Annotated in this window: 15 protein-coding genes; 6 read left to right on the forward strand and 9 right to left on the reverse strand. The window is 75.0% G+C overall.

Annotated features, from left to right (window positions below; genetic code table 11):
- Positions 1–51 precede the first annotated feature (51 nt).
- From ABEB07_RS30440 to ABEB07_RS30450, 3 genes are all read left to right on the forward strand, one after another.
- Positions 52–945, forward strand: a complete 894-nt coding sequence (locus tag ABEB07_RS30440; protein WP_345671281.1) for a hypothetical protein — start codon at positions 52–54, stop codon at positions 943–945.
- A 31-nt stretch (positions 946–976) separates the two neighbouring features.
- Positions 977–5512 (forward strand): hypothetical protein, encoded by a 4536-nt coding sequence (locus ABEB07_RS30445; protein WP_345671282.1) that lies wholly within the window; start codon positions 977–979, stop codon positions 5510–5512.
- Between the two features lie 258 nt (positions 5513–5770).
- Positions 5771–6199, forward strand: a complete 429-nt coding sequence (locus tag ABEB07_RS30450; protein WP_345671283.1) for a cold-shock protein — start codon at positions 5771–5773, stop codon at positions 6197–6199.
- A 124-nt stretch (positions 6200–6323) separates the two neighbouring features.
- Here ABEB07_RS30450 and ABEB07_RS30455 read toward each other — a convergent pair whose 3' ends face one another.
- Positions 6324–7484, reverse strand: coding sequence for a glycosyltransferase family 4 protein (locus ABEB07_RS30455; protein ID WP_345671285.1), 1161 nt, complete (start codon positions 7482–7484; stop codon positions 6324–6326).
- 227 nt (positions 7485–7711) lie between these two features.
- The gene (locus tag ABEB07_RS30460) at positions 7712–8113 is read right to left on the reverse strand and encodes an STAS domain-containing protein (protein ID WP_345671286.1); all 402 of its coding nucleotides are present in this window, start codon (positions 8111–8113) and stop codon (positions 7712–7714) included.
- A gap of 282 nt (positions 8114–8395) precedes the next feature.
- Here ABEB07_RS30460 and ABEB07_RS30465 point away from each other — a divergent pair, with 282 nt between their 5' ends.
- Complete coding sequence (locus ABEB07_RS30465; protein ID WP_176147979.1) at positions 8396–9466, forward strand: zinc-dependent alcohol dehydrogenase family protein; 1071 nt, start codon at positions 8396–8398, stop codon at positions 9464–9466.
- Between the two features lie 84 nt (positions 9467–9550).
- Positions 9551–12019 (forward strand): glycoside hydrolase family 65 protein, encoded by a 2469-nt coding sequence (locus ABEB07_RS30470; protein WP_345671288.1) that lies wholly within the window; start codon positions 9551–9553, stop codon positions 12017–12019.
- A gap of 117 nt (positions 12020–12136) precedes the next feature.
- Here ABEB07_RS30470 and sbnA read toward each other — a convergent pair whose 3' ends face one another.
- From sbnA to ABEB07_RS30495, 5 genes are read right to left on the reverse strand one after another with little or no spacing between them, the layout of a single operon-like run.
- Positions 12137–13162, reverse strand: coding sequence for a 2,3-diaminopropionate biosynthesis protein SbnA (sbnA, locus tag ABEB07_RS30475; RefSeq protein WP_164585388.1), 1026 nt, complete (start codon positions 13160–13162; stop codon positions 12137–12139).
- Between the two features lie 53 nt (positions 13163–13215).
- The gene (gene sbnB / locus ABEB07_RS30480; RefSeq protein ID WP_345671289.1) at positions 13216–14298 is read right to left on the reverse strand and encodes a 2,3-diaminopropionate biosynthesis protein SbnB; all 1083 of its coding nucleotides are present in this window, start codon (positions 14296–14298) and stop codon (positions 13216–13218) included.
- Entirely contained in the window at positions 14295–15299 is a 1005-nt protein-coding gene (locus tag ABEB07_RS30485) for a TauD/TfdA family dioxygenase (protein ID WP_345671290.1), read from the reverse strand. The genes sbnB and ABEB07_RS30485 overlap by 4 nt, the downstream gene beginning before the upstream one ends.
- Positions 15300–15336: 37 nt before the next feature.
- Positions 15337–18648, reverse strand: a complete 3312-nt coding sequence (locus ABEB07_RS30490) for a non-ribosomal peptide synthetase (protein WP_345671291.1) — start codon at positions 18646–18648, stop codon at positions 15337–15339.
- A gap of 14 nt (positions 18649–18662) precedes the next feature.
- Positions 18663–21188 (reverse strand): Pls/PosA family non-ribosomal peptide synthetase, encoded by a 2526-nt coding sequence (locus ABEB07_RS30495; RefSeq protein WP_176147974.1) that lies wholly within the window; start codon positions 21186–21188, stop codon positions 18663–18665.
- A 389-nt stretch (positions 21189–21577) separates the two neighbouring features.
- On the opposite strand from ABEB07_RS30495, the gene ABEB07_RS30500 reads away from it, so the two are divergent.
- Entirely contained in the window at positions 21578–22516 is a 939-nt protein-coding gene (locus ABEB07_RS30500) for an MIP/aquaporin family protein (protein WP_345671292.1), read from the forward strand.
- An 84-nt stretch (positions 22517–22600) separates the two neighbouring features.
- Here the strand turns inward: ABEB07_RS30500 and ABEB07_RS30505 are convergent, their stop codons facing one another.
- Together ABEB07_RS30505 and ABEB07_RS30510 are read right to left on the reverse strand one after the other, a co-directional pair.
- Positions 22601–23092 (reverse strand): lamin tail domain-containing protein, encoded by a 492-nt coding sequence (locus tag ABEB07_RS30505; RefSeq protein WP_345671293.1) that lies wholly within the window; start codon positions 23090–23092, stop codon positions 22601–22603.
- Between the two features lie 137 nt (positions 23093–23229).
- Positions 23230–24255: an alcohol dehydrogenase gene (locus tag ABEB07_RS30510; protein WP_345671294.1), complete on the reverse strand. Its 1026-nt coding sequence runs from the start codon at positions 24253–24255 to the stop codon at positions 23230–23232.
- Positions 24256–24392: the final 137 nt, after the last annotated feature.

The following is a 24392-nucleotide window of genomic DNA, read 5'->3' on the forward strand; positions in this document are numbered from 1 at the left end:
TCGGACCGGGCAGGGTTCCCGCACAGCGGCTCGGCCATGGGGGTGGTGGGGATGGGCGCCGTGGTTCTGGTGCACGGCATCTGGAACGAGGAACCGGACCTGTCCCCCGAGGACGCGGCCCGGCACAAGGCCGCGGACGCGGCGCGGCGGCTGCGCCAAGGCCTGGCCGCCGCACACCTGACCCACCTCGCCGTACCGCCCCTGGTCATGGCCTACTACGCACACCAGCTCGCCGACCGCACCCGGCCCGAGCAGGCGCAGTCCGGCGACGAGGCCACCCTGGACGACCTGACGCCCGAGCAGGCGGCCGAGGCGCTGGAGTGGCTGCGCGCGGCCGGCGCGCGCGAACCGGACGACTCCCAGGCCGCGGCCCTCGCCCCGCTGCGCTGGACGCTGGGACGACTCGTGGCCCAGCGGACCCCCGACGCCCCGCCCGGCGCCCGGCAGAGACTGACCGAACTGCTGTCCCGGATCGTGGTGGCCACCGTCCGCGACCTGGACTCCTACACCTCGCGCCCCGGCCGCCGCGCCCTGGTCCGCGGCACCGTCGCCACGGCGGTCCGCGACAGCGGGGCCCGCGTCGTGGTGGCCCACTCGCTGGGCAGCGTGGTCGCCTACGAGACCCTGCACGCCCACCCCGACATCGAGCTGGACCTGCTGCTGACCCTCGGCTCGCCGCTCGGCCTGCCCGCGATGCTGCGCAAGCTGGACCCGGAGCCCGTGGCCGGACGCGGCGCCCGGCCGCCGGGCGTACGGAACTGGATCAACATCGCCGACCTCGGCGACCTGGTGGCGATCCCGCCCCGGCTGGGCGAGGCGTTCGAGGTCGACCGGCACGACACCACCGACATCGGCCTGTTCGACCCGCACACCCTCGGCGGCTATCTCGCGAGCGGTCTGACGGCCGCCGCGCTCGCGCCGTACCTCGACGGCTCCCGCTCCTGAGGGCCCCGAGGACAGGGGAGGGAGCCGGCAGGTGACCTTGCACGCGCTCGTGGCGGGCGCCGGGAACTTCCCGGAGCGCTCCCTGACCGAGGAGGAGCGGGCCGCCGGCGCGGTGGCGCTGCGCCGCCTGCCCCGGGTCGCCGACGCCGTCGCCGAGATGGCCCGGGCGCTGGCGGCGGCCGGGGCCCGGGTCGCGCCCGTGCTCACCGACCCGACCCGGCTGGAGTGGGACACGGCGTGGCGCACCGCGCGCGAACGGGCCGGCCAGGACCCCCTGATCGTCCACTTCTGCGGCCACGGCCTCCTCGTCGACGACGACCTCTACCTCGCCGTCGCCGGCACCAGCCCGGTCCGGAACCGCATCCGCGACACCGCCGTCGAGGTGGAGTCGCTGCTGAAGGACGTCCGCCAGGGCGACGGCGGACCGGTGCTCTTCCTGCTGGACGTGTGCCACGCCGGCGCCGCGCTGCGCCCCCAGCTCACCGCCCGCCTGCACGGAGTGACGGACCGCAGGACCTGGGTGGTGGCGGCCTGCGACACCCACGCGATCACCTACGGCGCCCGGTTCAGCACGGCCGCCGCCACCGTCCTGGACGGCATCGCCCGGCGCAGACTGGTCGTGCCCCCGGAGCACGAGCACGTCCCGGTGGAACTGCTCGCCCGGGAGATCGACACCGCGCTGGCCCGGGCCGACCGCGAGCGGGGCGAACCGAAACAGGACGTCGTACGCACCCCGCACGACGAGGCCGCGCTGCTCCCGGCGCCGATCCTGCCCAACCCCTGGCACGGGGCGTCCTGGGCCGAGCGGCTGTGGGCCGCCTACGACGCCGGGCTCCAGGACTTCGCCGCCTCCCTCGAACTCGACCCCCGGCTGGACGCCTTCCACTTCGTCACCCGCGCGACCGGCACCGGCCACGCCGGAACCTCCTTCTTCCGCGGCCGCGCCCGCCAGCTGGCGCGCATGCAGCGCTGGCTCGACGACCCCGACGGCGACCAGGGCCGGCTGCTGGTGGTCACCGGCAGCCCGGGCGCCGGGAAGTCCGCGCTGCTCGGCGCCGCGGTGTGCGCGGTCCATCCGAAGTTCGCCCCGCTGCGCACGGAGATGGCCGTGGACGGCTTCCGCCCCCGCGCCGACCCCGACTTCGTCGCCGTGCACGCCGGCGGCCTGACCACCCAGCAGGTGGTGGCCTCCCTGCACCGGCAGCTCCACGGCGAGCCGGCCGCCGTCGCCGGCCCCGGGCAGGGGCCGAGCGAGGCCGTCGCCGAATGCCTGCTGGACGCCCTCGGCACGCGCGGCGCGGTGACCGTCGCCGTGGACGCCCTGGACGAGGCCGCCGACCCCGAGGAACTGCTGCGGGAGGTGCTGCTCCCGCTGGCCGGCCGTACCCCCGGGGACCGGGCCCCCGGCTGCCGGGTGCTGATCGGCACCCGCCTGTGGCCGGACACCCTGCCCGCCCTGCACACCGCCCTGGCCGGGCGGCCCGCCGAGCGCGTCGACCTCGACGAGGAGGACCCGGACGTCCTCGCCGGCGACCTGGCCGCCTACCTGGACCGCATGCTGGGCCCCGGCTATCCCGCCGAGGTCGCGCGGACGCTCGGCGGCCGCCTGGCGCACTCCCCGGAGCACGGCGCGTTCCTGACCGCCTTCCTCTACGGCTCCCACGTACGCGCCCTGGCCGCCGCCGGTGCGCCGCCGACCGCCGAGCGGGTCCTCGGCGACCTGCCGGACGGCCTGCCCGGCACGCTGGAGCTGAACCTGCGGACCCTGCTGGCCGAGGACCCCTGGACCGGCCCGGTGCTGACCGCCGTCGCTCACGCGGCCGGCCCCGGCATGCCGCTGGAGCTGATCCACGCGGTGGCCCTCGCCCTGGCCCCCGAACGGGCCCGCGGCCCGCTGCCGCCCCGGCCCGAGGACACCCGGCGGGCGCTGTGGCACGGCCGGTTCTACCTGCGCGTCACCGCCGACGGCGACCGCCGCCTGCACCGCTTCTTCCACCGCGCCCTGGCCGAACACCTCGCGCCCCGCGCGGACGCCCACGACGTCCTGCGCGCCCTCGTGGAACGCGTCCCGGCCGGCGCCGCGACCCGCGCCTGGGCGCGAGCGGACCCCTATCTGCTGCGCCACCTGGCCGACCACGCGGCCCGGGCCGGCCGGACGGACCTGGACGAACTCCTCGCCGACCCCGGCTACCTGCCGCACGCCGACCCCGACCGGCTCACCCCGCACCTGCACCGCGCGCGCGACCCCCGGGCCCGGGCGCACGCCGACGTCTACCGGCACAGCACCGCCCACGATCCGCGCCGCCACGACCCGGCCGTACGGCGCGACCTGCTGGACCTGGACGCCGCCGGATGGCGCCGACCCGCCCTGGCCGAAGCGCTCGGCGCCCCGCCCGGGGTGCTCGCCCGGCCGAGCTGGGCGGTCAGCCGGGCGGCCTCCCCGGCCCGGCTGCACACCCTGGGACCGCACGGCGGGCACGTCCTGCGGGTGGCGCTGGCCCGCACCTCCACCGGCGGTGCGGGCGCGGACCTCGTCGTCACCGCCGCGGGCGACGGCCGGCTGCGCCGCTTCGACGCGCTGGGCGGCCGCCCGCTGCCCGGCCTGGCCGGCGGACCGGCCCGCGCGTTCGCCGCGACCCGGCTGTCCGACGGCCGGCCCGTCCTGGTCTCCGGCGGCGACGCGGGCGGGGTCCTCGTGCACGATCTGCGCACCGGGGACCCGGTCCGCTCCCTGACGGACCCCGAGGCCCGGCCGGTCGGCCTGCTCACCGCGCTCGCCCTGCCGGACGGCGCGCGGGCCGTCACCGCCGGACAGGGCAAGGAGTTCCTGGTCTGGGACCTGGAGGCGGGCCGGCTCGCGCACGAGGAGGACAGCCCCGTCGTGGTCGTCCGCGCCCTGGCGGCGGCCGAACTCCCCGGCGGCGAGGCGGTCCTGCTCGCCGCCGGGGACGAGTACACGGCCATGGTGTGGGACCTGCGCACCGGCCGCCGGCTGCGCTCCCTCGGCCCGCACCCGGAGTTCGTCCGCGCCGCCGCCACCGCCCGCCGCGGCGACGGCGCCGTCCTCGCGGTGACCGGCGACCGGGACGGCGCCGTCCTCGTGTGGAACCTGGCCGACGGGACGCCGGTGCACACCCTGCGCCGGCACGCCGACTGGGTGACCGCGGTGGCCGCCGGCCCGGTCGGCGGCCGCTGCCTGGCGGTCAGCGGGGACCGGTCGGGCCGCGTGGCGGTGTGGGACCTGGACACCGGCGGCCTGCTGCACGACCTCGACGGGCAGCACGGCGTGATCACCCGGGTGGCCCTCGGCGAGGGCGCGGGGGCCGGCGTGGCGGTCACCGGCTGCGCCGACGGCCGGGTCGCGGTGTGGGACCTCGGTTCCGGACGGCGCACCCACGATGTCGCCGCCCACGCCGACGGGGTGCACGACGTGGCCGTCGGCCGGCTCGGCGAGCGGGTGGCGGCGGTCAGCGGCGGCGCCGACGGACGGGCCGTGGTCTGGGACGTCACGGGCCCCGGCCCGAACGCGCCGGAGACCGGCCCCGGCGAACCGCCCACCGCTCTCGCCGTCGCGCCGCCCGCCGGGGGCGTGCCGGACTGCGGCGGGGCGGCGCGTGCCGCGGGTGCCGGGGGAGCCGTGCGCGACCGCGGGGCGCCGCACGGCGCGGGCGCCTTGCTGGTTGCCGCGGGCGGTGAGCGGACGGCGGAGGTGCGGGATCTCGCCGGGGGCCGGGTCGTACGCCGGCTGCGGGATCCGGAACGGCCGTTGCTGGTGCGCGCCGTCGTCGCCGCCGAACTGCCGGGGAGCGACCGGGTGGCGGTCACCGGCAGCCGGGACGGCCTGCTGCGGGTGTGGGACCTGGCCGACGGGTCGCTCCTGCGCGGGTGGGACACCGGGACGGGCCGCGTACGGGCCCTGGCGGCCGGACATCCGGGCGACGCCGGGCCGACGCTGGTCGTCGCGGGCGGCGACGAGGGCACGGCGACGGTCTGGGACCCGGCGACGGCCCGGCGCGTGGCGGTCTTCGACGGGCACGACGGCGCGCGCATCCTCGCCCTCGCCGCCGTCCCCGGCACTCCGGGGGCCGTCGTCAGCGGTGACGACGCCGGCGCCCTGCTGCTGTGGGACGCGCGCACCGGAACGCGGCTCGCGGTCCTGACCCGGGCGGCCGGCCGGATCGACGCCGTGGCCGCCGCCGCCCTGCCCGACGGCCGCGCGGTCGCCGTGTCCGGCGAGGCCACGGGCGAGACCCGGCTGTGGGACCTCGGCGACCCGGCCGCCGCCCGGCGACTGGACGGCCCGCGCGGCCCGGTGACCGCGCTCGCCGCGGCCCGGCTGCCGGACGGCCGGGCCGTGGTCCTCGGCGGCGGCGCCGACTGCCGTGTCCTGGCCTGGGACCCGGCCGACGGTACGCGGCTGCCCGCGACGTACCACCTGCCCGCGGCCGTCTCGGCGCTCGCCACGTGCCCCGCGGGCTTCGTCGTCGCCCACGCGGCGGGCACCGCCCGCCTCACCTGGAACGCGGCCCTCGGCGAGCGGGCGCCCGGCGCCGACCGGCCTCGGTGAGCGCGCGGGTGGGCGGTTGCCGGGGCCAAACGGCCCCGACCCGCCCGGCGGACCGGGACGGCACGGCCCCGCACCTCCGAGGAGAACCCCGTGCACGCGGCGTGCCCGCCCGTCGCGTGCGCAGCGAGGTGTCCGGGCCGGATGCGCGGCCGGCCCGCGCGGAAGGCCGGGCACCGCCCGCTCGCCCGCCGCGCCGCCGTACTACCCTTGCCCCAGATGGTTCGGGCAGGTCGCCCGATGATGGTGTTGGGGGTAGGTGTGGTCACTGGTCGGGTGGTCCGGTTCGACAGCGCGCGGGGCTACGGCTTCATCGCGCCCGATCACGGCGGGGAGGACGTCTTCCTGCACGTGAACGACATGCTGATGCCGGAGTCCTACGTCCGCTCCGGGGTCGCGGTGGAATTCGAGATCGAGGAGGGCGACCGCGGTCCCAAGGCGTCGTCGGTGCGGCTCGCCACGAAGGCCGACGGCAGCCCGGTGACGCCCCCGGCGGCCGCGCCGGTCGCCGCGGGCGGACGGAGCGCCGCGGACGACGGGCTGTGCGACGTGCTGCGGCACGACGAGTACGTCGCCGAGGTGACGGAGGTCCTGCTCGCCGCCGCGCCGACGCTGACGGGCACTCAGATTCTGCAAGTGCGGGCCGGACTGCTGGAGTTCGCCACGAAGCGCGGCTGGATCGAGGGCTGACGCACCCCGGCCGACGGGCACGGGGGCACGGCGGCGCGGCAAGCCGGTCCCGGCTCAGCCCTCGTGCGCCGGGCGCCGGCCCGGTCCTGCGGCTGGAGTACTACCCGGTCCTGCGGCCGGAGTGCTAGGCGTCCGCGTCGTCCGCGGCCTCGGCCGGCGTCCGTTCCGGCGTCAGCAAGTGGGTGAGACGGCGGGCCGAGGCGTCCCAGGACCAGGAGTCCCGGACCCGGTCGCGGCCCGCCGCGCCCAGGGCGGCGGCGCGCTCGGTGTCGAGGAGCAGGCCGCTCAGCGCCCCGGCCACGGCCGCGGCGTCGGCGCCGTCCACGACCATGCCGGTCTTCCCGTCGACCACCGTGTTGGGAGCGCCGCCCGAGTCCCCGACGACCACGGGCAGTCCGCTCGCCGCCGCCTCCAGGAACACGATCCCGAGTCCCTCCGCCTCCAGGCCGCCCCTGCGGGTGCGGCAGGGCATGGCGAACACGTCGGCGGCGGCGTAGTAGCGGGGTGTCTCGGTGTGCGCCTTGCCGCCCGCGAAGACGACCGCGTCCGGGGCGTGGCGGCCGGCCAGCCTGCGCAGCCGGGCCTCGTCGGGCCCGTGGCCGACCAGCAGCAGCACCGCGTCGTGCGCCGCGCGCCGGATCAGCGGCATCGCCCGGATCAGCACGTCCTGGCCCTTGCGGGCGACCATGCGCGCCACGCACAGGATCACCCGCCGGCCGCGCAGCCCCAGCTCGGCCCGCACCTCCGCGCGGGCGGCGGCGTCCGGCCGGTACACCCGCGCGTCCACCGCCGGCACCAGCCGGCTCATCCGCGCGCGCGGGCCGAGGGCCGGCTCGATCCGGGCACGTGTGTACGCGCCGAGGTAGGTCACGACGTCGACTCCGTCGCCGATCCGCCGCATCGTCCGCCGCGCGCCGGGTATCCGGGCCCACCAGATCTCGTGGCCGTGCGTGGTCGCCACGATGCGCCGCACCCCGGCCGCGCGCAGCGCCGGCGCCATCAGGGCGAGTGGCGCGGCGGCCCCGAACCAGACCCGGTCGCAGCCGTGCGCCCGGGCGATCCCGACGGCCCGGGCCGTCGCGCGCCGGGTCGGCAGCAGCGTGCGGGCCGCGTCCCGGACCACCGGGAACGGCAGGGTCGCGTCGAACGCGGCGCCGCCCGGTTCGTGCGAGGTGTAGACGACCACGTCGTCGTCCGGCATCCGGGTGGCCAGGGCGTGCACGAAGGTCTCGATGCCTCCCTGACGGGGCGGGAAGTCGTTGGTGATGACGAGGGTGGAGCCCATGGAGGTGTCGCATCCTTCGGCGGGTGGCGAGGGACGGACCGCGGTCGCGGCCGTCGTCACCGGCCTCCGGACGCCCGCGGAGACCGACACCTCATGCCACCATCCGGCGCCCCGCCGCTTCGTCCCTCCGGGGAGGGAAACCCGGCCGCCGGGTCGCACCTGAGAGGTAGTACCGGCCGGGGAGGGGCGGCACCGGCCCGCCGTGCGCGCGACCCCGCCGGCCCTCGTCAGCCCTGTGCGGCCGGGACCGCCGGACGCTCCTCGCGCACCCGCTCGGCGACCGGCGTCCCGGTGAACTCCGGCAGCACCTGGAAGACACCCGTCAGGCCCGTACGGCGCAGGATCCGCCGGAACGACGCGCTGTCGCTCACCAGGCGCAGCCGGCCGCCACGGGCGGTGACCCGGTTGCGCAGCCGGCACAGCAGGCCCAGCCCGGCGCAGTCGATGAACGGCACGGCGCGCAGGTCGAGGACCAGGTCGGGGCGGGAAACCGCGCTCAGCGCGTCCAGCCGTCCGCCGAGGCACAGGCGGGTGGCGAAGCCGACGTCGCCGCTCAGCGTCACGACGGTCGCTCCACCGATCGTGCGCTCGATGTGGCCGAGCAGGGGCCGGGTCTGGCTCTTGGACATGCGGCAAGCAAATCCCGGCGGGCACCTCGGGCGGTAGGGCCGTTCGGCCCCCTCGGGACCGGCCCCAGTGGCCCTGCGGCCGTCCGGTGCGGAAGGCGGTGCGTCCGGTGCGGCAGGCCGTGCGTCCGTACGGCGGGCCGTCCGGCCCGCGCGGAACCTCCGGTCAGCGGACAAGATGGAAGCGAGGGGCATCCCGGCGACACGTCACCCTCAGGCCGCCCCGCCGGCCGTGTGCCGCCCGGCCCCGGACAGCCGCCCGAGAAGCAAGGGGTGAGGACCGGCATGAAAGCCTATGTCTTCCACGGCCCCGGGCAGTCCGCCTGGGAGGACGTGCCCGACCCGGACATCAAGGACCCGACCGACGCCGTCGTGCGGGTGGACACCGTCACGATCTGCGGCACCGATCTGCACATCCTCAAGGGCGACGTGCCCGAGGTGCGCCCCGGCACCGTCCTGGGGCACGAGGCCGTCGGCGAGGTCGTCGAGGTCGGCGCCGACGTGCGCACCGTACGCCCCGGGGACCGGGTGCTGGTCTCCTGCGTCTCCGCCTGCGGCCGCTGCCGCTACTGCCGCGAGGCCGTGTACGGCCAGTGTCTGGGCGGCGGGGGCTGGATCCTCGGCCACCTCGTCGACGGCACCCAGGCGGAGTACGTCCGCGTCCCCTTCGCCGACCTGTCCGTGTACGCGCTGCCCGCCGCGGTGCCGAGCGAGGACGCGGTGCTGCTGGCCGACATCTTCCCCACCGCCTACGAGGTGGGAGTGCTCAACGGGCGGGTACGGCCCGGGGACACCGTGGCCGTGGTCGGCGCCGGGCCCATCGGTCTGGCCGTGATCGCCGCCGCCCACCTGTTCGCGCCCGAACGGGTCATCGCCGTGGACGTGGACCCGGCCCGGCTGGAGGCCGCCCGCAGACTCGGCGCCGAGGCGGTCGCCGACGCCCGCGAGGCCCCCGAGCAGCTGGTCGCCGACCTCACCGCGGGACTCGGCGCGGACGTGGTCGTGGAGGCGGTGGGCCTCCCGGAGACGTTCGAGACGTGCACCCGCATGGTCCGCCCGGGCGGCCGCGTCGCCAACGTGGGCGTGCACGGCCGACCCGCGACCCTGCACCTGGAAGACCTGTGGATCAAGGACGTGACCATCACCACCGGGCTGGTCGACACCCATTCCACCCCCACGCTGCTGAAGATGGCCGCCGCGGGCCGGCTGCCCACCTCGCAGCTGATCACCCACACCTTCCCGCTGGAGCGCATGCAGGAGGCGTACGACGTCTTCGGCCACGCCGCCGAGACGGGCGCCCTCAAGGTCGTGCTCGGCGGACCGCAGCGCGAGGTGGTCCCCGTCCCCACCGCCTGACACCCCCACTCGACACCCCCTGCTCGGCACACCCCCACTCCACACACCCGGGCGGGACCCGACGGACGGAAGGCGGTGCGCGCGATGGAGCTGCCCCGGTGGCCGCCGGGCCCCGACGGGTGTGACCCCGTGACGGACACGACCTGGGCGTACGAGGGCTACGACCCGGCGGCCGAACGGCTGAGGGAGTCGCTGTGCACCCTCGGCAACGGCCGCTTCGCCACCCGCGGCGCACTGCCGGAGTGCGCCGCCGACGACGTGCACTACCCCGGCACGTATCTCGCCGGGTGCTACAACCGGCTGGTCTCCCGGGTCGCCGGCCGTGAGGCCGAGCACACCGACGACGCCGAGCACGTCGAGCACGTCGAGCACGTCGAGCACGTCGAGAACGAAGACATGGTCAACCTGCCCAACTGGCTGCCCCTGCGCTTCCGGCCCGCCGGAGGCGACTGGATCACCCCGGACACCGCCCCGGTCCTCGACCACCTCCAGGTCCTGCACCTGGACGCGGGGGTGCTGGAGCGCCGCACCCGCTACGGACTCGGCGCACAACGCTTCCTGACCGTGCGTCAGCTGCGGATCGTGCACATGGTCGACCCCCATCTCGCCGCCCTGCGCACCGAGTTCACCGTCGAGGGCGGCGGGGTGGAGCTGGTGGTCGAGGCCGCGCTCGACGGCGGGGTGACCAACTCCGGCGTCGCCCGCTACCGGGACCTGGACGGCCGCCACCTCACCGGGGTGCACACCGGCACCGCCGCGCCCGGCACCGTGTGGCTGGGCTGCCGGACCCGCACCTCCGGCATCGAGATCGGCCTGGCCGCCCGTCTCACCGGCGACGGCGAGGTCACCGCCCGGCACGAGCCGCCGCGCGCCCTCCAGGAGACACGGCTGCGCCTGACGCCCGGCCGCACCCGCACCCTCGACAAGACCGCCGCGCTGCACACCTCCCACGACCGCGCGATCAGCGACCCGCTGTGCGCCGCCACCGTCCGGGTCGCCGCCGCGCCCGCCTTCGAGGCCCTGCTGGCCGACCACCGCACCGCCTGGGCCCAGTTGTGGCGCAGGGCCGGCATCGACGTGCCCGGGGAACCGGGCCGCATCCTGCGCCTGCACCTCTTCCACGTGCTCCAGACCCTCTCCCCGCACACCGCGGACCTGGACGTGGGCGTACCCGCGCGGGGCCTGCACGGCGAGGCGTACCGCGGGCACGTGTTCTGGGACGAGCTGTTCGTCCTGCCGTACCTGAACCTGCGCCTGCCCGAGGTGGCGCGCGCCCTGCTCGACTACCGTCACCGGCGTCTGGAGCGGGCGTGCGCGGCGGCGCGCGCGATCGGCCGGCGCGGCGCGATGTACCCCTGGCAGAGCGGCAGCGACGGCCGGGAGGAGACCCAGCGGCTGCACCTCAACCCCCGCTCCGGACGCTGGCTGCCCGACCACTCGCACCTCCAGCGGCACGTCGGCTCGGCCGTCGCCTACAACGTGTGGCAGTACTGCGAGGCGAGCGGCGACACCGAGTTCCTGCACACCAAGGGCGCCGAGATGCTGGTGCGGATCGCCTGGTTCTGGGCGGACTCGGCCACCTGGGACGAGCGTCTGGGCCGCCACCGGATCCTGGGGGTGATGGGCCCCGACGAGTACCACGACGCCTACCCGGACGCCGAGCGGCCCGGCCTGGACGACAACGCCTACACCAACGTCACCGCCGCCTGGGTGCTCGCCCGCGCGCTGGAGGCGCTGCGCCTGCTGCCCGAGCCCCGCCACCGCGAACTCCTCGAACGCACCGGCCTGGACGGCCCCGAGCTCCAGCGCTGGGAGGAGGTCTCGCGCACCCTGCACATCCCCTCGCACGACGGCGTCGTCAGCCAGTTCGAGGGCTACGGCGACCTCGCCGAACTCGACTGGGCGGGCTACCGCGAACGCTACGGCGACATCCGCCGTCTGGACCGGATCCTGGAGGCGGAGGACGACACCGTCAACCGCTACCAGGCGTCCAAGCAGGCCGATGTGCTGATGCTCGGCTACCTCTTCCCGCCCGCCGAACTGCACTCCCTCTTCCGCCGGCTGGGCCACCGCCTGGACGAGGAGAGCTGGAGCCGCACCGTCGACTACTACCTGGCCCGCACCAGCCACGGGTCCACGCTCAGCGGCCTGGTGCACGGCTGGGTGCTGGCCCGGGCCCGCCGCGCCGAGGCGTGGGCCTTCGTCCAGGAGGCGCTGCGCGGCGACATCGCCGACGTGCAGGGCGGCACCACCGGCGAGGGCGTTCACCTCGGCGCCATGGGCGGCACCCTGGACCTGGTCCAGCGCGGACTGACCGGCCTGGAGGCGCGTGACGGCGCGCTCCGGCTCGACCCGGCGCCCCTGCCGGAGCTGTCCTCCTACGGCTTCGCCATCCGCTACCGGGGCCACTGGGGGGTACGGCTGCGGCTGACGCACGGCCGGCTGGAGATCACCCTGCCGCGTTCCCACCAGAGCCCGGTCGAGGTCCGCCTGGCCGGCCGCGCGTACCGCGTCGAGCCGGGGGAGACCCGCCGGCTGACCCTGCCGGAGTGAGACGCGGGGAACCGCCCGCCGGGCCGCCCGGCGTCCGCGCGCCACGACGCGCCGGCGGGGCCACGAAGATCTCGTGGCCCCGCCGGCGCGTCTTCACGGTCGGACGTCCCCGCCGCCCTACGGCTCCTGCCCGCGGTCGGGCGCACCGGCGAGCCGCTCCGCGCCCCGGGGGCCCTTGGACGCCTGGAGGGACTTGAGCACCTCGTCGCCGTACAGGTCCTCCAGCCAGGTCGACTGGTAGATGGTGTCGAGGTAGCGCTCGCCGAGGTCCGGCGCGATGGCCACCGCGGTCAGGTCGCGCTCGTCGTGCTCGGCCAGCCACTTCATGGCGCCGCTGACCACCGTCCCGGTGGAGCCGCCGAACAGGAAGCCGCGCCGGGCCAGCCGGTGGCAGGCGCGGATCGTGTCCGCCTCCTCCACCCGGATGACCTCGTCGACGTAGGACTCGTCGAGCAGCGGCGGGCGCATGCTCATGCCCAGCCCGGGGATCATCCGGCGGCCCGGTTCGCCGCCGAAGGCGACCGAGCCGACGGTGTCCACCGCCACGATCCGCACCGGACGGTGCCACTCGCGGAAGTAGCGGGCGCACCCCATCAGGGTGCCGGTGGTGCCCGCGCCCACGAACAGCACGTCCAGGCGCGGGAACTGCTGGGCTATCTCCGGGGCGGTCTTGCGGTAGTGCGCTCCCCAGTTGCCGGGGTTGGTGTACTGGCTGAGCCACACGTACCGGTCGTCGGAGGCGCACAGCGCGCGCACGTAGTCGATGCGGGCGCCGAGGAAGCCGCCGTTGGCGTCCAGGTCGGCGATGACCTGGACCTCGCTGCCCAGCGCTTCCATGAGCAGACGGGTGGAGAGGTTGCAGCGGGAGTCCGTGACGCACAGGAACCGGTAGCCCTTGCTGGCCGCGATCATGCTGAGCGCCACGCCGAGGTTGCCGGAGGAGGACTCGACCAGGACCGAGTCCTCCGTCAGCAGCCCGTCCCGTTCCGCGGCTTCCACCATCTCGATCGCGGCCTTCAGCTTGATCGAGCCCGCGAAGTTGAAGCCCTCGCACTTCAGGAAGAGCGAGCGCCCGAATGTCGGCCGCAGATCGACGTAGAGCTGGCCTTCGTTGAAGGCGTGGGGGGCGGTGATGACGGGCACGGTGGCCTCCTGACGCTCGGGCCGAGTAAGCGGATGATCAGCCGGACGGAGGATCAGCCGTACCGCCGAAGTTCGTGGAAGAAGTCGTCGATGACGCGCAGTTCCCCGGCCCGGGCCACCTCGTCGTGGACGTAGCCGCCGACGGCGAGGTCGAGGACCCCGAGGCCGAAGGGGGAGAAGATCACGGTTCGGTCGGCCGGCGGCCGCACCCGGTCCGACAGGACGTCGTCGAGGGTGCCGTCCAGGAAGTCCCGTCCGCCGGTGAGCTGTTCGGCCAGGTGCGGCGAGGTGTCCGCCTTCAGGCAGTGGTCGACGTCGTCAACGAAGTTGGCCGAGGCGAGCAGCACCTCGGGGGCGAGGTCGCGCAGCGACACGTGCAGGACGAGGGGATGGTGGTCGAACCAGCCCGGATCGGTGACGTGCGGCTCGCCCGCGACGGTCGCGAAGACCACCAGGTCGCTGGAGCGGATCAGCTCCTCGGGACGGTCGTGGACGGTGATGTCCGCACCCCGCCCGGCGGTGCCGGCCTGCCGCAGGTAGCCGCTGAAGCCGGCCGCGCTGTCGGCGGACACGTCGTACACCCCGACCCGGTCGAACTCCCAGCCGGTGGCGGCGAGATACGTGTGGATGTAGCGGGCGATCAGACCGGTGCCGAAGAAGCCGACCCGGGTGGGCCGGGCCCGGCCGCGGCTGAGCCGGTCGGCGGCCAGCGCCGCGGACGCCGCCGTCCGGGAGGCGCTGATGATGGAGCTCTCCAGACAGGCGAACGGGTAGCCGGTCTCGTGGTCGTTGAGGATCAGCACCGCCGAGGCCCGCGGCAGACCGGCCGCGACGTTGTCGGGGAAGCTGGAGATCCACTTCAGGCCGTCCACGCCGACCGGACCGCCCACCGACGCGGGCAGCGCGATGATCCGGGAGGCGGGCCGGTCCGGGAAGCGCAGGAAGTACGACGGCGGGTTCACCGTCCGGCCTTCGCCGTGCAGCCGGTAGGTCGCCTCGACCAGGTCCACGATCTCCTTCTCGCGGCCCTGGAGCGCCTGGTGCACCTGTGCGCCCGGGATCACCGCGAAGGACGGCGTCCGGGGCGGCCGGGCGGTGTGCGCGGCGCCGGCGTCGGGACTTGTCACGGAGGTCATCGCCGGCTCCCCTTCGGGCTCGGGCGGCCGTCGGCCGGGTGCCAGGGCTCGGCCATGGCGACCAGCACCTGCCGCTGCCCGGTGAAGGCCTCGCGGCTGTGCGCGGTGCGGATGTTGTCGACGAGCATGAGGTCTCCGTCCTGCCAGGGGGTGCGCCGGGTGTGGTCCTCGTACGTGGCGTTGAGGGTGCGCACGACGTCCTCGTCGATCGGACCGCCGTCGCCGTAGCGGGTGTTGAACGGCAGGCCGTCCGGTCCGTACTCGTCCACCAGGTACTCGCGCACCTCCGGCGCCAGCGTCCATTCGTTGAGGAAGGCGACCTGGTTGAACCAGCAGCGGCGGCCGGTGGCCGGGTGCCGCACGATCGCGCTGCGGCGCTGCCGGGTGCGCAGCGACCCGTCCGGCTGCCACTCGAAGTCGATGGCGTGGGCGCGGCAGTAGTTCTCCACCGTCTCACGGTCCTCACTGCCGAACGACTCGGACAGCGAGGCCCCGATCTCGTCGTTGTAGCTGCGGGTGAGCAGCCAGCCCTCCCGCTCGAAGCGCTCGGTCAGCTCGGCGGGCAGCGCCCGCAGCACCTCCTCCGCGTCGGCCACCGCGGTCGCCCCGCCCTGCGCGGGCGCGGTGAGGCAGGCGAACAGCATCAGGCCCGGCACCCGCTGGACGTAGCTCAGCTCGTGGTGCATGCACATCGGCTGGTTGTCCGGCCAGGCGGTGGAGGAGTACAGCCCCGCGCCGTACGACGTGCGCGGGGCGAACGCCTCGCGCTCCGCCAGGAGTTCGCCGGCCAGCGCGGTGAAGACGGCCCGAACCTGGTCCGGCTCCCGCAGCCCCAGGCCGCGCACCAGCAGCGCGCCGTGCTCGGCGACCTGCGCCCGCACCGCCTCGCGGTACTGCGCGGCCCAGCCGGTCACGTCGAGCGGCTGCTCCACGTGCAGGACCGGCGGCCGGTCCGGTCGCAGCTCCACCTCCAGCAGCGACGCCGGGGACGAGAACGACATGTGGGTCTCCTTTCGTTCGCAAGGTGGCCGCAAGGCCCTAGGAGGACGCCAGCAGTTCGGCGGCGCCCAGTACGGCGCGCGCCGCCTCGGCCGGCCGGGTGCGCGGGAAGTAGTGGCCGCCGTCGGCCAGTTCGCGCAGCTCCACCCGGTCGGCCAGCAGCCGCCACCGGCGGTGGGCGGCGCGGGCATCCGCCGTGTGCGGGTCGTCTGCGGCGACGACCACGGTGATGGGCGCGGCCAGCGGCTCGGCCGGCGGACGCTCCAGCGCGTCGGCGAAGTAGCGGTGCGCGGCCAGGCAGTCGTGCCGGTAGGCGGCCCCGATGTGCTCGGCGTGCGCCGCGTTCAGCTCGCCCAGCTCGGTGTACCCGCTGTCCGCGCCGAGCCGCGCGGCGATCTCCGCGTCGCTCAGCAGCGTCAACTCCTCCGCCGCCGCACGCCGTTCCGTCGCGGTGCCGAGCAGCTGGGCCCCGACGAACACCCGGACCACCTCCACGCCGCGCTCGCGCAGCCGCCGGGCCGTCGCCACCGCGAGCGCGGCGCCCGAGGAGTGGCCCCACAGCATCACCCGGCCGAGACCGCGCCCGGCCAGTTCGGCGACCACGTCCTCCACCACCCGCTCCAGCGGCGCGAACGGCTCCCGGGCGGCGGCCAGGTCGTGGCCGGGCAGATCGACGGCGTACACCGCGAGGCCGCTGCCGGCCAGCGCGCTCGCCATCGGCCGGAAGTTGACCGCGTTGCCGCCCGCGTACGGGAAGCACACCAGCGCGCACTCCTGCCCGCCCGCCGCGTCCGACAGCGGTTGCAGCAGCTCCGTGCGCCGCTTGCCCGCGCCGTCCAGCAGCGCGGCCAGGTCGGCGAGCACGGGATGGCGGGTGACGTCCTTCAGGGACACCGCGCGGTCCAGGGCGATGGTGAGCTTCACCGCCGTCAGCGAGGTCCCGCCCCGGTCGAAGAAGTGGTCCCGGCGCCCGATCCGGTGCGCGGACACCCCCAGCAGCTTGGCCCAGACCTCGGCCAGTTCGCGTTCGGTCGCGGTGCGCGGCGCGTCCCGCCGCCCCTCGCCGCCGGCCGGCCCGCCCTCCCCGGCCGTCTCCCCGGCCGCCCGTGCCGCCCGCTCGGCCGACGCGGTCAGCGCCTTGCGGTCGATCTTGCCGTTGGCTGTCAGCGGCAGGCTCTCCTGCCAGTGGAACGCCGTCGGCACCATGTAGGCGGGCAGCGCCGCGCCCAGCGCCCGCCGCAGCTCCTCGTCCGTCAGCCGGCGGCCGCTGTAGTAGGCGATCAGGTGCGCGCCACCGCCCGCGAGTTCCGCCACCACGACCGCGCCGTCCCGCACCCCGCCCACCCGCAGCAGCGTGTTCTCGATCTCGCCGATCTCGATCCTGAACCCGCGGATCTTGACCTGGCTGTCCCGGCGGCCGAGGAACTCCAGCTTGCCGTCCGGATGCCAGCGCCCCCAGTCGCCGCCCAGGTACAGGCGCTCACCCGGCCGGTACGGGTCCTGCCGGTAGGCCTCGCGGGTGCGCTCGGGATCGTTGACGTAGCCGCGCCCCACGCACACCCCGGAGAAGGCGATCAGTCCCGGCGCGCCCAGCGGCACCAGCGACAGCCGCTCGTCCACGACCAGGACCCGGACGTTGTTCACCGGGCGCCCCAGCAGCACCCGGTCCGGGACCGCCTCCATGACCTCGTGGTTGGTGTCGTCCGACGTCTCGGTCAGCCCGTAGGCGTTCACCAGGGCGACGCCCGCCTTGAGGGCGAACCAGCGCTGCACCAGCTCCCGCTTGAGCGCCTCGCCGGTCACCGACACACAGGTCAGGTCGGGCAGTTCGCGCGGGCGCTGCTCCAGGTAGGACACCACCACCTCCAGATAGGAGGGCACCAGCTGCGCCACGCCGACCCGGCCGCGCTCCAGCGTGTCGACGAAGCGCTCCACGTCCGTGATCGCGTCCTGCTCCACCAGCAGCGTGCGCCCGCCCACCAGCAGCGCGGCCAGCAGCTGCCACAGCGAGATGTCGAAGCACTGCGGCGCCGTCTGCGCCACCACCGTGCCCGGGCCGACGCCCAGGTCGTCGATCTTGGCGAAGAGGTGGTTGAGCAGGCCCGCGTGCTCGCACATCGCCCCCTTGGGCTCCCCCGTGGAGCCGGAGGTGAAGTAGATGTACGCCAGTTGCTCCGGCGTCACCTCCACCCCGAGGTCGACGTCGTCGTGCCCCTCCGCGTACGCGTCCGGCACGAGCAGCTTCTCGACCGGGGCCGGCAGTGCGGCGAGCGCCTCGTCCAGCGTGTCGGCGGAGCCTGGCTCGGTCAGCACCAGCCGGCACCCGGAGCGGGACAGCGTCGCCCCGATCCGGCCGGCCGGGAAGTGCGGCTCGATCGGCAGGTAGACGCCGCCGGCCTTGAACACCGCGAGCACGGCGGCCGGCCAGTCGAGATCGCGCTCGGTGACCACCGCCACCACGTCCTCGCGGCCCACCCCGCGGGCCAGCAGCGCCCGCGCCAGCCGGTTCGCCCGCGCGTTCAGCTCCCGGTACGTCCAGGAGACGTCGCCGTGCACCGCGGCCACCGCGTCCGGGTGCGCGCGCACCTGCCGCTCGAACAGCTCGTGCGCCCGCGCCTGCGGCAACTCCCGCTCTGGACCGGCGAGTTCGGTCAGCTGAGCGCGGACCTCGGCCGTCGACAGCAGGCTCTGCCGGGTGTGCTCGGCGTCCGCGTCGGCCGTCATCAGCCGCAGCGCGGTCAGGTGGTAGCCGCCGATCCGGGCCGCCGCCGCGGCGTCCAGCACGTCCGTGCGGTAGCGCAGCCGCAGCGCCGTCCGCCCGTCCGGGTCGCTCCACCCCACGCTCAGCACGGCGCCCTCGGGCAGCGCGCCGCCGTCGTCCTGAGCGCCCGCGGGGGCCTCGGGAACGTCCGGGTCGAACACCACCTCGTACGCCGGTCCCGTCAGCCCCAGTTCCCGGCGCAGCTCGCCGACGGGGAAGTCCCGGTGCGTCAGCAGGTCCGCCTCGACCCGCCGGGCGCTGCGCACCAGCCCGCGCCAGGTCGCCGGTGCGAGGGTCAGCCGGCAGGGCAGCGGGGCGCCCTCGCCGGTGGCGTGCCCGGTCACCACGTCCTGCTCGCCGCCGAGCGCGGCCAGCGTCTTGGCGTGCGCGGCCAGCAGCACCGCGCTCACCGGAACCCCCAGCTCGGCCGCGAGGGCGCGCGCCGCCCCGGCCACCTCCGCCGGCACCGGCTCCCGGTGCTCGGCCACACCCGGCTCGGGCCGCCGCGTCCACCGCGGTACGGCGGTGAACCCGCCGGCGCTGAGCACCTCCGTCCAGAAGTCCCGGTCCGCTGCCACGAGCGCTCCCATCGAATGCCCCTTCCTCAGTTCGCAGTCGGTGCGGCGGGGTTGCCCTCCCAGGCCGCGTTCGCGGGGACTTCCTCGCCCTTCATCAGGAAGGAGTCGGGCGCCAGCACGGCGCCGTCGCCCATCGTCACGCCGTAGTGCACGTGTGAGCCGACGCCGAGGGTCACACCCGCGCCGAGCGTGCTGTGGTCGGACTTGAAGGTGCCGTCCTCCTGCGAGTGGCACTGGATCTTGCTGCCGGCGTTCAGCGTGCAGTCGTCCCCGACGACGGTCAGCGTCCGCTCGGTGATGTAGCAGCCGTCGTCGAAGACCCGGCGGCCGATCCGCACCCCCATCAGCCGCCACACCAGGGCCTTGAACGGCGTCCCGTTGAACACCGCGAGATACCGGTCGGGCACCTTCCACAGCCGCTCGTGCCACCAGAAGTACGGGTCGTAGATGGAGCACAGCCGGGGGCGCAGCGGACGGAAGGAGGCCAGGGCCCGTTCCACCAGGACGTGGAAGAGGGTGGTGAGGACGAGGGTGATGGCCAGGTAGCCGGCTATCACCACGTGCCCCAGCGTGCCGTACAGGTCGACGGAGGTGAGCGCGAGCGCCGTGAGGAGAACCGTGTGCAGCCAGCGCAGGAGCAGGTGCAGCGCCATCGAGCGCAGGTTGTAGCGGTTCTTCGCGGCGAGGTTGCGGCGCAGCTCGTCGCCGGTGCGCAGATGGTCGAAGCGGGTGTCGCGCTCCACGGAGCGGGGGATCTCGAAGCACGGTGAGCCGAGCAGTCCGACGCCCTCGCGGATCTCGCCGTCGAGCGGGACCATGACCTTCGTCGCCAGCAGGCAGTCGTCGCCGGTCCGGGCGCCGGCCGGGTAGGCGATGTTGTTGCCGAGGAAGTTGTGGGCGCCGATCGTCGCCCGGCTCACCCGGAACGAGGTGCTGGAGAACTCGGCGTTCATGACGGACAGTCCGTCGGCGATCATCGTGCCGCTGCCGACCGAGACCAGGAACGGCGTCTCGTGCTGCACCTCGGTGCCGAAGTTCGAGCCGGTCTGCTCGACCCGGTTCAGGTCGTAGCCGAGGCCGCGCAGGTAGGGGACGATGTAGGAGCTGTCGCCGAACAGCCAGGGGAAGAAGTGGACGTTCGTCAGCGCGGCCACGGCGCGGTGCGCGGCGTAGTGGAAGCCGTAGAGCGGGTAGACCCGGTCGGGTCTGACCACCAGGCGCAGCAGCCGCGGCACGGTGTACAGGACGGCGAGGCCGAGGACGAGGGCGCCGCAGAAGAGGACGGTGGCCACGACCAGGGTGTCGGTGGCGAACTCGGCGGCCGTGGCGGTCCTGGTCTCCGCGTCCAGCCGCTTGCTGAGCGCGGGCACCTCGGCGAACACCATGTAGAGGCCGCCGACCGTCAGCGGCAGGTAGACCAGGAAGAGCTGGAGCAGGCTGGTGACGCCGAAGGCGGCCCTGCGCAGGGCGCCGCACCGGGCCGGCGGGACCCGGACGTGGTCGACCTCGGTGGGCTCGGCCGGCGAGCCGTGCCGGCGTTGCCCGGCCGGGATCTCCTGGCCGCGGTACAGGGCGGAGGCGTGGCCGAGCTGGGCGCCGTCGCCCAGCGCGGTGTCGATGTCGAGCACCGTCTTCTCCCCGACGAACACCTCCCGGCCGAGGGTGATCCGGCCGGTCTGGATGTACCCGGCGTGCGCCCGGTAGCCGAGGAGGAAGGCGTCCTTGCGGATCACCGCGCCGTCGCCGATGACCAGCAGGTCGGTGCAGACCGGCACGGTGCGGGTGAGGATCGTGACGTTCCGGCCGATCCGCGCGCCCAGGGCCCGCAGATACAGGACGTACAGCGGATTCCCCACGAACAGGATCATGGGATTGGCGTGCAGCAGTGTCTTGACGATCCAGAAGCGCAGATAGGCCGGACCCCAGATCGCGAACCGGGCGGGTTTCCAGCGCCCGATGAGCACCCATTTCGCGGCCACCGGAAGGGCGCACAGCGCGATGAATCCGATGCCGCCGCACAGGAGCGAGCGCACATAGACGTCGAGGAGGCCGGAGCCCTTGGCGACCCATTCGTAGGCCCAGGCGCTGGACATGCCGAGGACGAGGGAATAGCCGAGGAAGACCAGCGCCTGCGCGGTTCCGCACAGCGCGTGGCGCGTCGCGCCCGGCGGCGCGGGGACGGCCGGCGCGGTCGCCGGGACCGCGGTCGCCGGGGCGTCGGCGCCCGGCGGCGGGGGAGCGGCGGCCGTACCCGCGAGGGCCGCGGCCAGTTCGCGGACGGTCGGGTGCCGGTAGACGTCCTTCATCGACACCGACGGCAGATCGGGGTGTTTGCGCACCCGCGCGCAGAACTGCGCCATCACCAGGGAGTTGGCGCCGAGGTCGGTGAAGAAGTGGCTTTCGGGCGGAACGTGTTCCGCGTGCACGACGGCCGCGAGAATTCCGGCGAGTTCCCGTTCGGTGTCCGCCGTCGCCGGGGCGGCGGGTGTGTCCCGGGCCAGCACGGGTCCGTCCGGCCCGGGCATCAGTATGTCGGCAGATTTCTCCACCATGCGAGCTCCCTGAGGAAAGGTCGAAAACCTTCGGCCAGCGGTGGCCGGTCCCCGAGACCGAGCGTTTTCGCCTGATCACGAAACCATGGATCAGTTTTGTGCTGTCCCGCCGCGGCTGCCACTCGGGCACGTCCGTATGGAGTTCACACGCAGGTGGGCGCGGCGCGGGCGGGCGGACGGGCGGTGAGCGCCGGGGCGCGGAGGCGGGCCGGTGCGGGCGTCACGCGGGGGACGGGTCCGACAGACGTCCGACGGGGGCCGAGTGGCCGGGGCCGGGCCGGGCGCGCACACTGAGCAGTGCGCGGGGCCGCGACCGGGCTGTGGCGCGGGTGGCCTTGGAGCCGGACCGTGCCGGCTCGTACGCCGGACCGTTCGTCGAGGGGGCCGATATGGCCGTAGAAATCCCGCCTCTGATCAAACCCTCCCGGCTCAGGCGTCGGGGAGGTCTGTGGGGCGAATGCCTGGCGGAGTTCCTGGGGACGTTCGTCCTCATCGCCTTCGGCGCGGGCGTGGTGGCCATGGCGGTCGCGGCGCTGCCCGGCTCGGGCCGCACCGAGGGCCCCACGACCTTCTTCCTGGGCGCGGGCGACTGGCTGCTGGTCTGCTGGGGCTGGGCCTTCGCGGTGACCTTCGGCGTCTACGTGGCCGGCGGCGTCAGCGGCGCGCACCTCAACCCGGCGGTGACGCTGGCGTTCGCGGCGCGGCGCGGGTTCCCGTGGGCCAAGGTGGTTCCCTACTGGGCGTCCCAGGTGGTGGGCGCGTTCGCCGGGGCGGCGCTGGTGTACGCCGTCTACCACGACGCCATCAACACCTTCGACCAGGCGATGAAGGGGCCGAAGACGAACGGGCACACCGTGGCCTCGTTCTCGATCTTCGCCACCTTCCCGGCGCCGTACTTCCACGGCGGCGTCTGGGGGCCGCTGATCGACCAGATCGTGGGCACCGCCCTGCTGGTGATGCTGATCGTGGCGATCGTCGACCTGCGCAACACCGCCGTGAAGGCCAACCTCGGCCCGGTGGTGATCGGGTTCGCCGTGGCCGCCATCGGCATGTCCTACGGCGCGAACGCCGGGTACGCCATCAACCCGGCCCGCGACTTCGGCCCGCGGCTGTTCACCTACGTCGCGGGATGGGGGAAGTTGGCGCTGCCGGGCAGTGCGGCGGGCTCGTTCAGCGATTACTGGTGGATTCCGATCGTGGGCCCGCTCGTGGGCGGTCTGATCGGGGTGCTGGTCTACGACCTGTTCATCGGCGACGTCCTGCACCTGCGCGCCCAGCGGAAGGAACTGCCCGAGGTCGGCCGGGCCCGCCCGGTGGACGAGGACTGAGCGGCGCGGCCTCCGCGCCTTCGGCGGCCCCGCGGGGCCGCCGAAGGCGCGCGCCGGCCGGCGGCGGGAGGGTCGGACGCGGGCTCAGCCGTGGTACGTGATGTAGCCGTTGCCGTCGCGGTCGTCGCGGGACTTGGTGTAGGAGTGCACGTCGGCGCGGGCGCCGGAGGGCTTGTAGAGGTAGATGGTGTCCTTGTCGTTGTTCCAGAGGAAGTTGCAGTTCTGGCGGTAGACGACGTTCTTGGCGTCGGAGTCGGTGCCCTTGCCGCCGCGCAGGTTCACGTAGTCGCCGTGCTCCAGGTAGTGGTTGGAGCGGAACGTGAAGCGGTTGCCGGTGGCGTCCTTGACGATGTAGCCCTTGAGGTTGACGGTCGAACGCGAGTAGTTCTTGATCGTCAGGAACTCGTCCTTGGTGTTGCCCTTGGCGCAGCTGTTGGAGTCGCGTCCGGGGGCGTCGTACTGGACGCCCTTGATCTTCAGCGCGGACGAGTACTCGGTGGCCTGGGCCGGCGCCGCGGCGACGACGGCGACCGTGCCCGCCGTGGCGGCGACGGCCAGTGCGGTGCGTATGCGCATGAGGTTCCCCCCTCGGTGATGCGGATGAGGCGCGAGGAGCATACACACAACATGGCCGCCACGTGTCTGAGATGTGCGGGAAACGTGAAGGCGCGCCCGCCGATGGCTGGCGGGCGCCGTGTGCGGGTGACGGTGCGTCAGGTCGTCGTGAGGACCATGCGGAAGCGGGCCGCGCCGGACAGCATCCTGCGGTACGCCGCGTCGGCCTCGGCCAGCGCGACCACCTCCGTCATCGGCCGGATGCCGTGCAGGGCGCTGAACTCCAGCGTGTCCTGGACGTCCTCGGCGGTGCCGGACGGATGACCGCGGACCACCTTGGCGCCCGTGATCAGCTGGAGCGGGCTGATCGCCAGCGGCTCGGGCGAGACGCCGATGACCACGAGCTCGCCGCGGTGCGTCAGCCCGTCCACCGTCTCCGAGACAGCCGCGGAGTGGCCGACGGTGGCCAGTACCACCTTGGCCCCGCCGAGCGCCTGGAGCGCCTCGGCGACGGGGGTGTCCGCCGTGCTGTCGACGTAGTGGCGGGCGCCCAGCCGGGCGGCGAACTCCGCCTTGTCGGCGCCCCGGGCGATCGCCGCCGTCTCGAAGCCCATGGCCGCCGCGTACTGCACGGCCAGGTGCCCGAGCCCGCCGACGCCGAGCACCGCGACCAGATCGCCCGGCCGGGCGGCGCTGCGGCGCAGCCCGTTGAACACGGTCACCCCCGCGCACGCCATGGGCCCGGCGTCGCTCGCCGCGAGAGCGTCGGGGATCCGGGCCAGCGCGTCGACCGGGGCGACGGTCCGCTCGGCGAACCCGCCGTCATAGGCCCAGCCGGGCACCTTCAGGTGCTCGCACACGATGAAGTCGCCCTGCCGGCACGCCGTGCAGTGGTGGCAGCTGCCGCCGAACCAGCCCACCGTCACCCGGTCGCCCACCTGCCAGCCGTACTCCGCCGCACCCGCGCCGAGCGCGTCGATCCGGCCGGCGATCTCGTGCCCGGGCACCAGCGGGAACCGTACGCCGGGCAGCGCCCCGTCCACGAAGAGCGCGTCGCTGTGGCAGATCCCGCACGCCTCCACGGCGATCCGCACATGGCCGGGTCCGGGCTCGGGGACCTCGCGCTCGACCAGCTCGAACGGCCCGCCGGCCTCGGTCACCTGCGCGACTGTGTAGGCACTCATCCGGACCTCCCGCGACGGCTACGGCACGACACCCCCGACTCCAGCACAGCAGCTCGCCCCGCATCCCGCGCGCCGAACCCGCCGCCGCCCCCGGTCGGGGGCCGCCCTCAGCCCGCGGCGCGCCCCTGCGGCGCCCC

This window comes from Streptomyces similanensis, from assembly GCF_039543625.1.
In the GTDB taxonomy this organism is placed as follows: domain Bacteria; phylum Actinomycetota; class Actinomycetes; order Streptomycetales; family Streptomycetaceae; genus Streptomyces; species Streptomyces similanensis.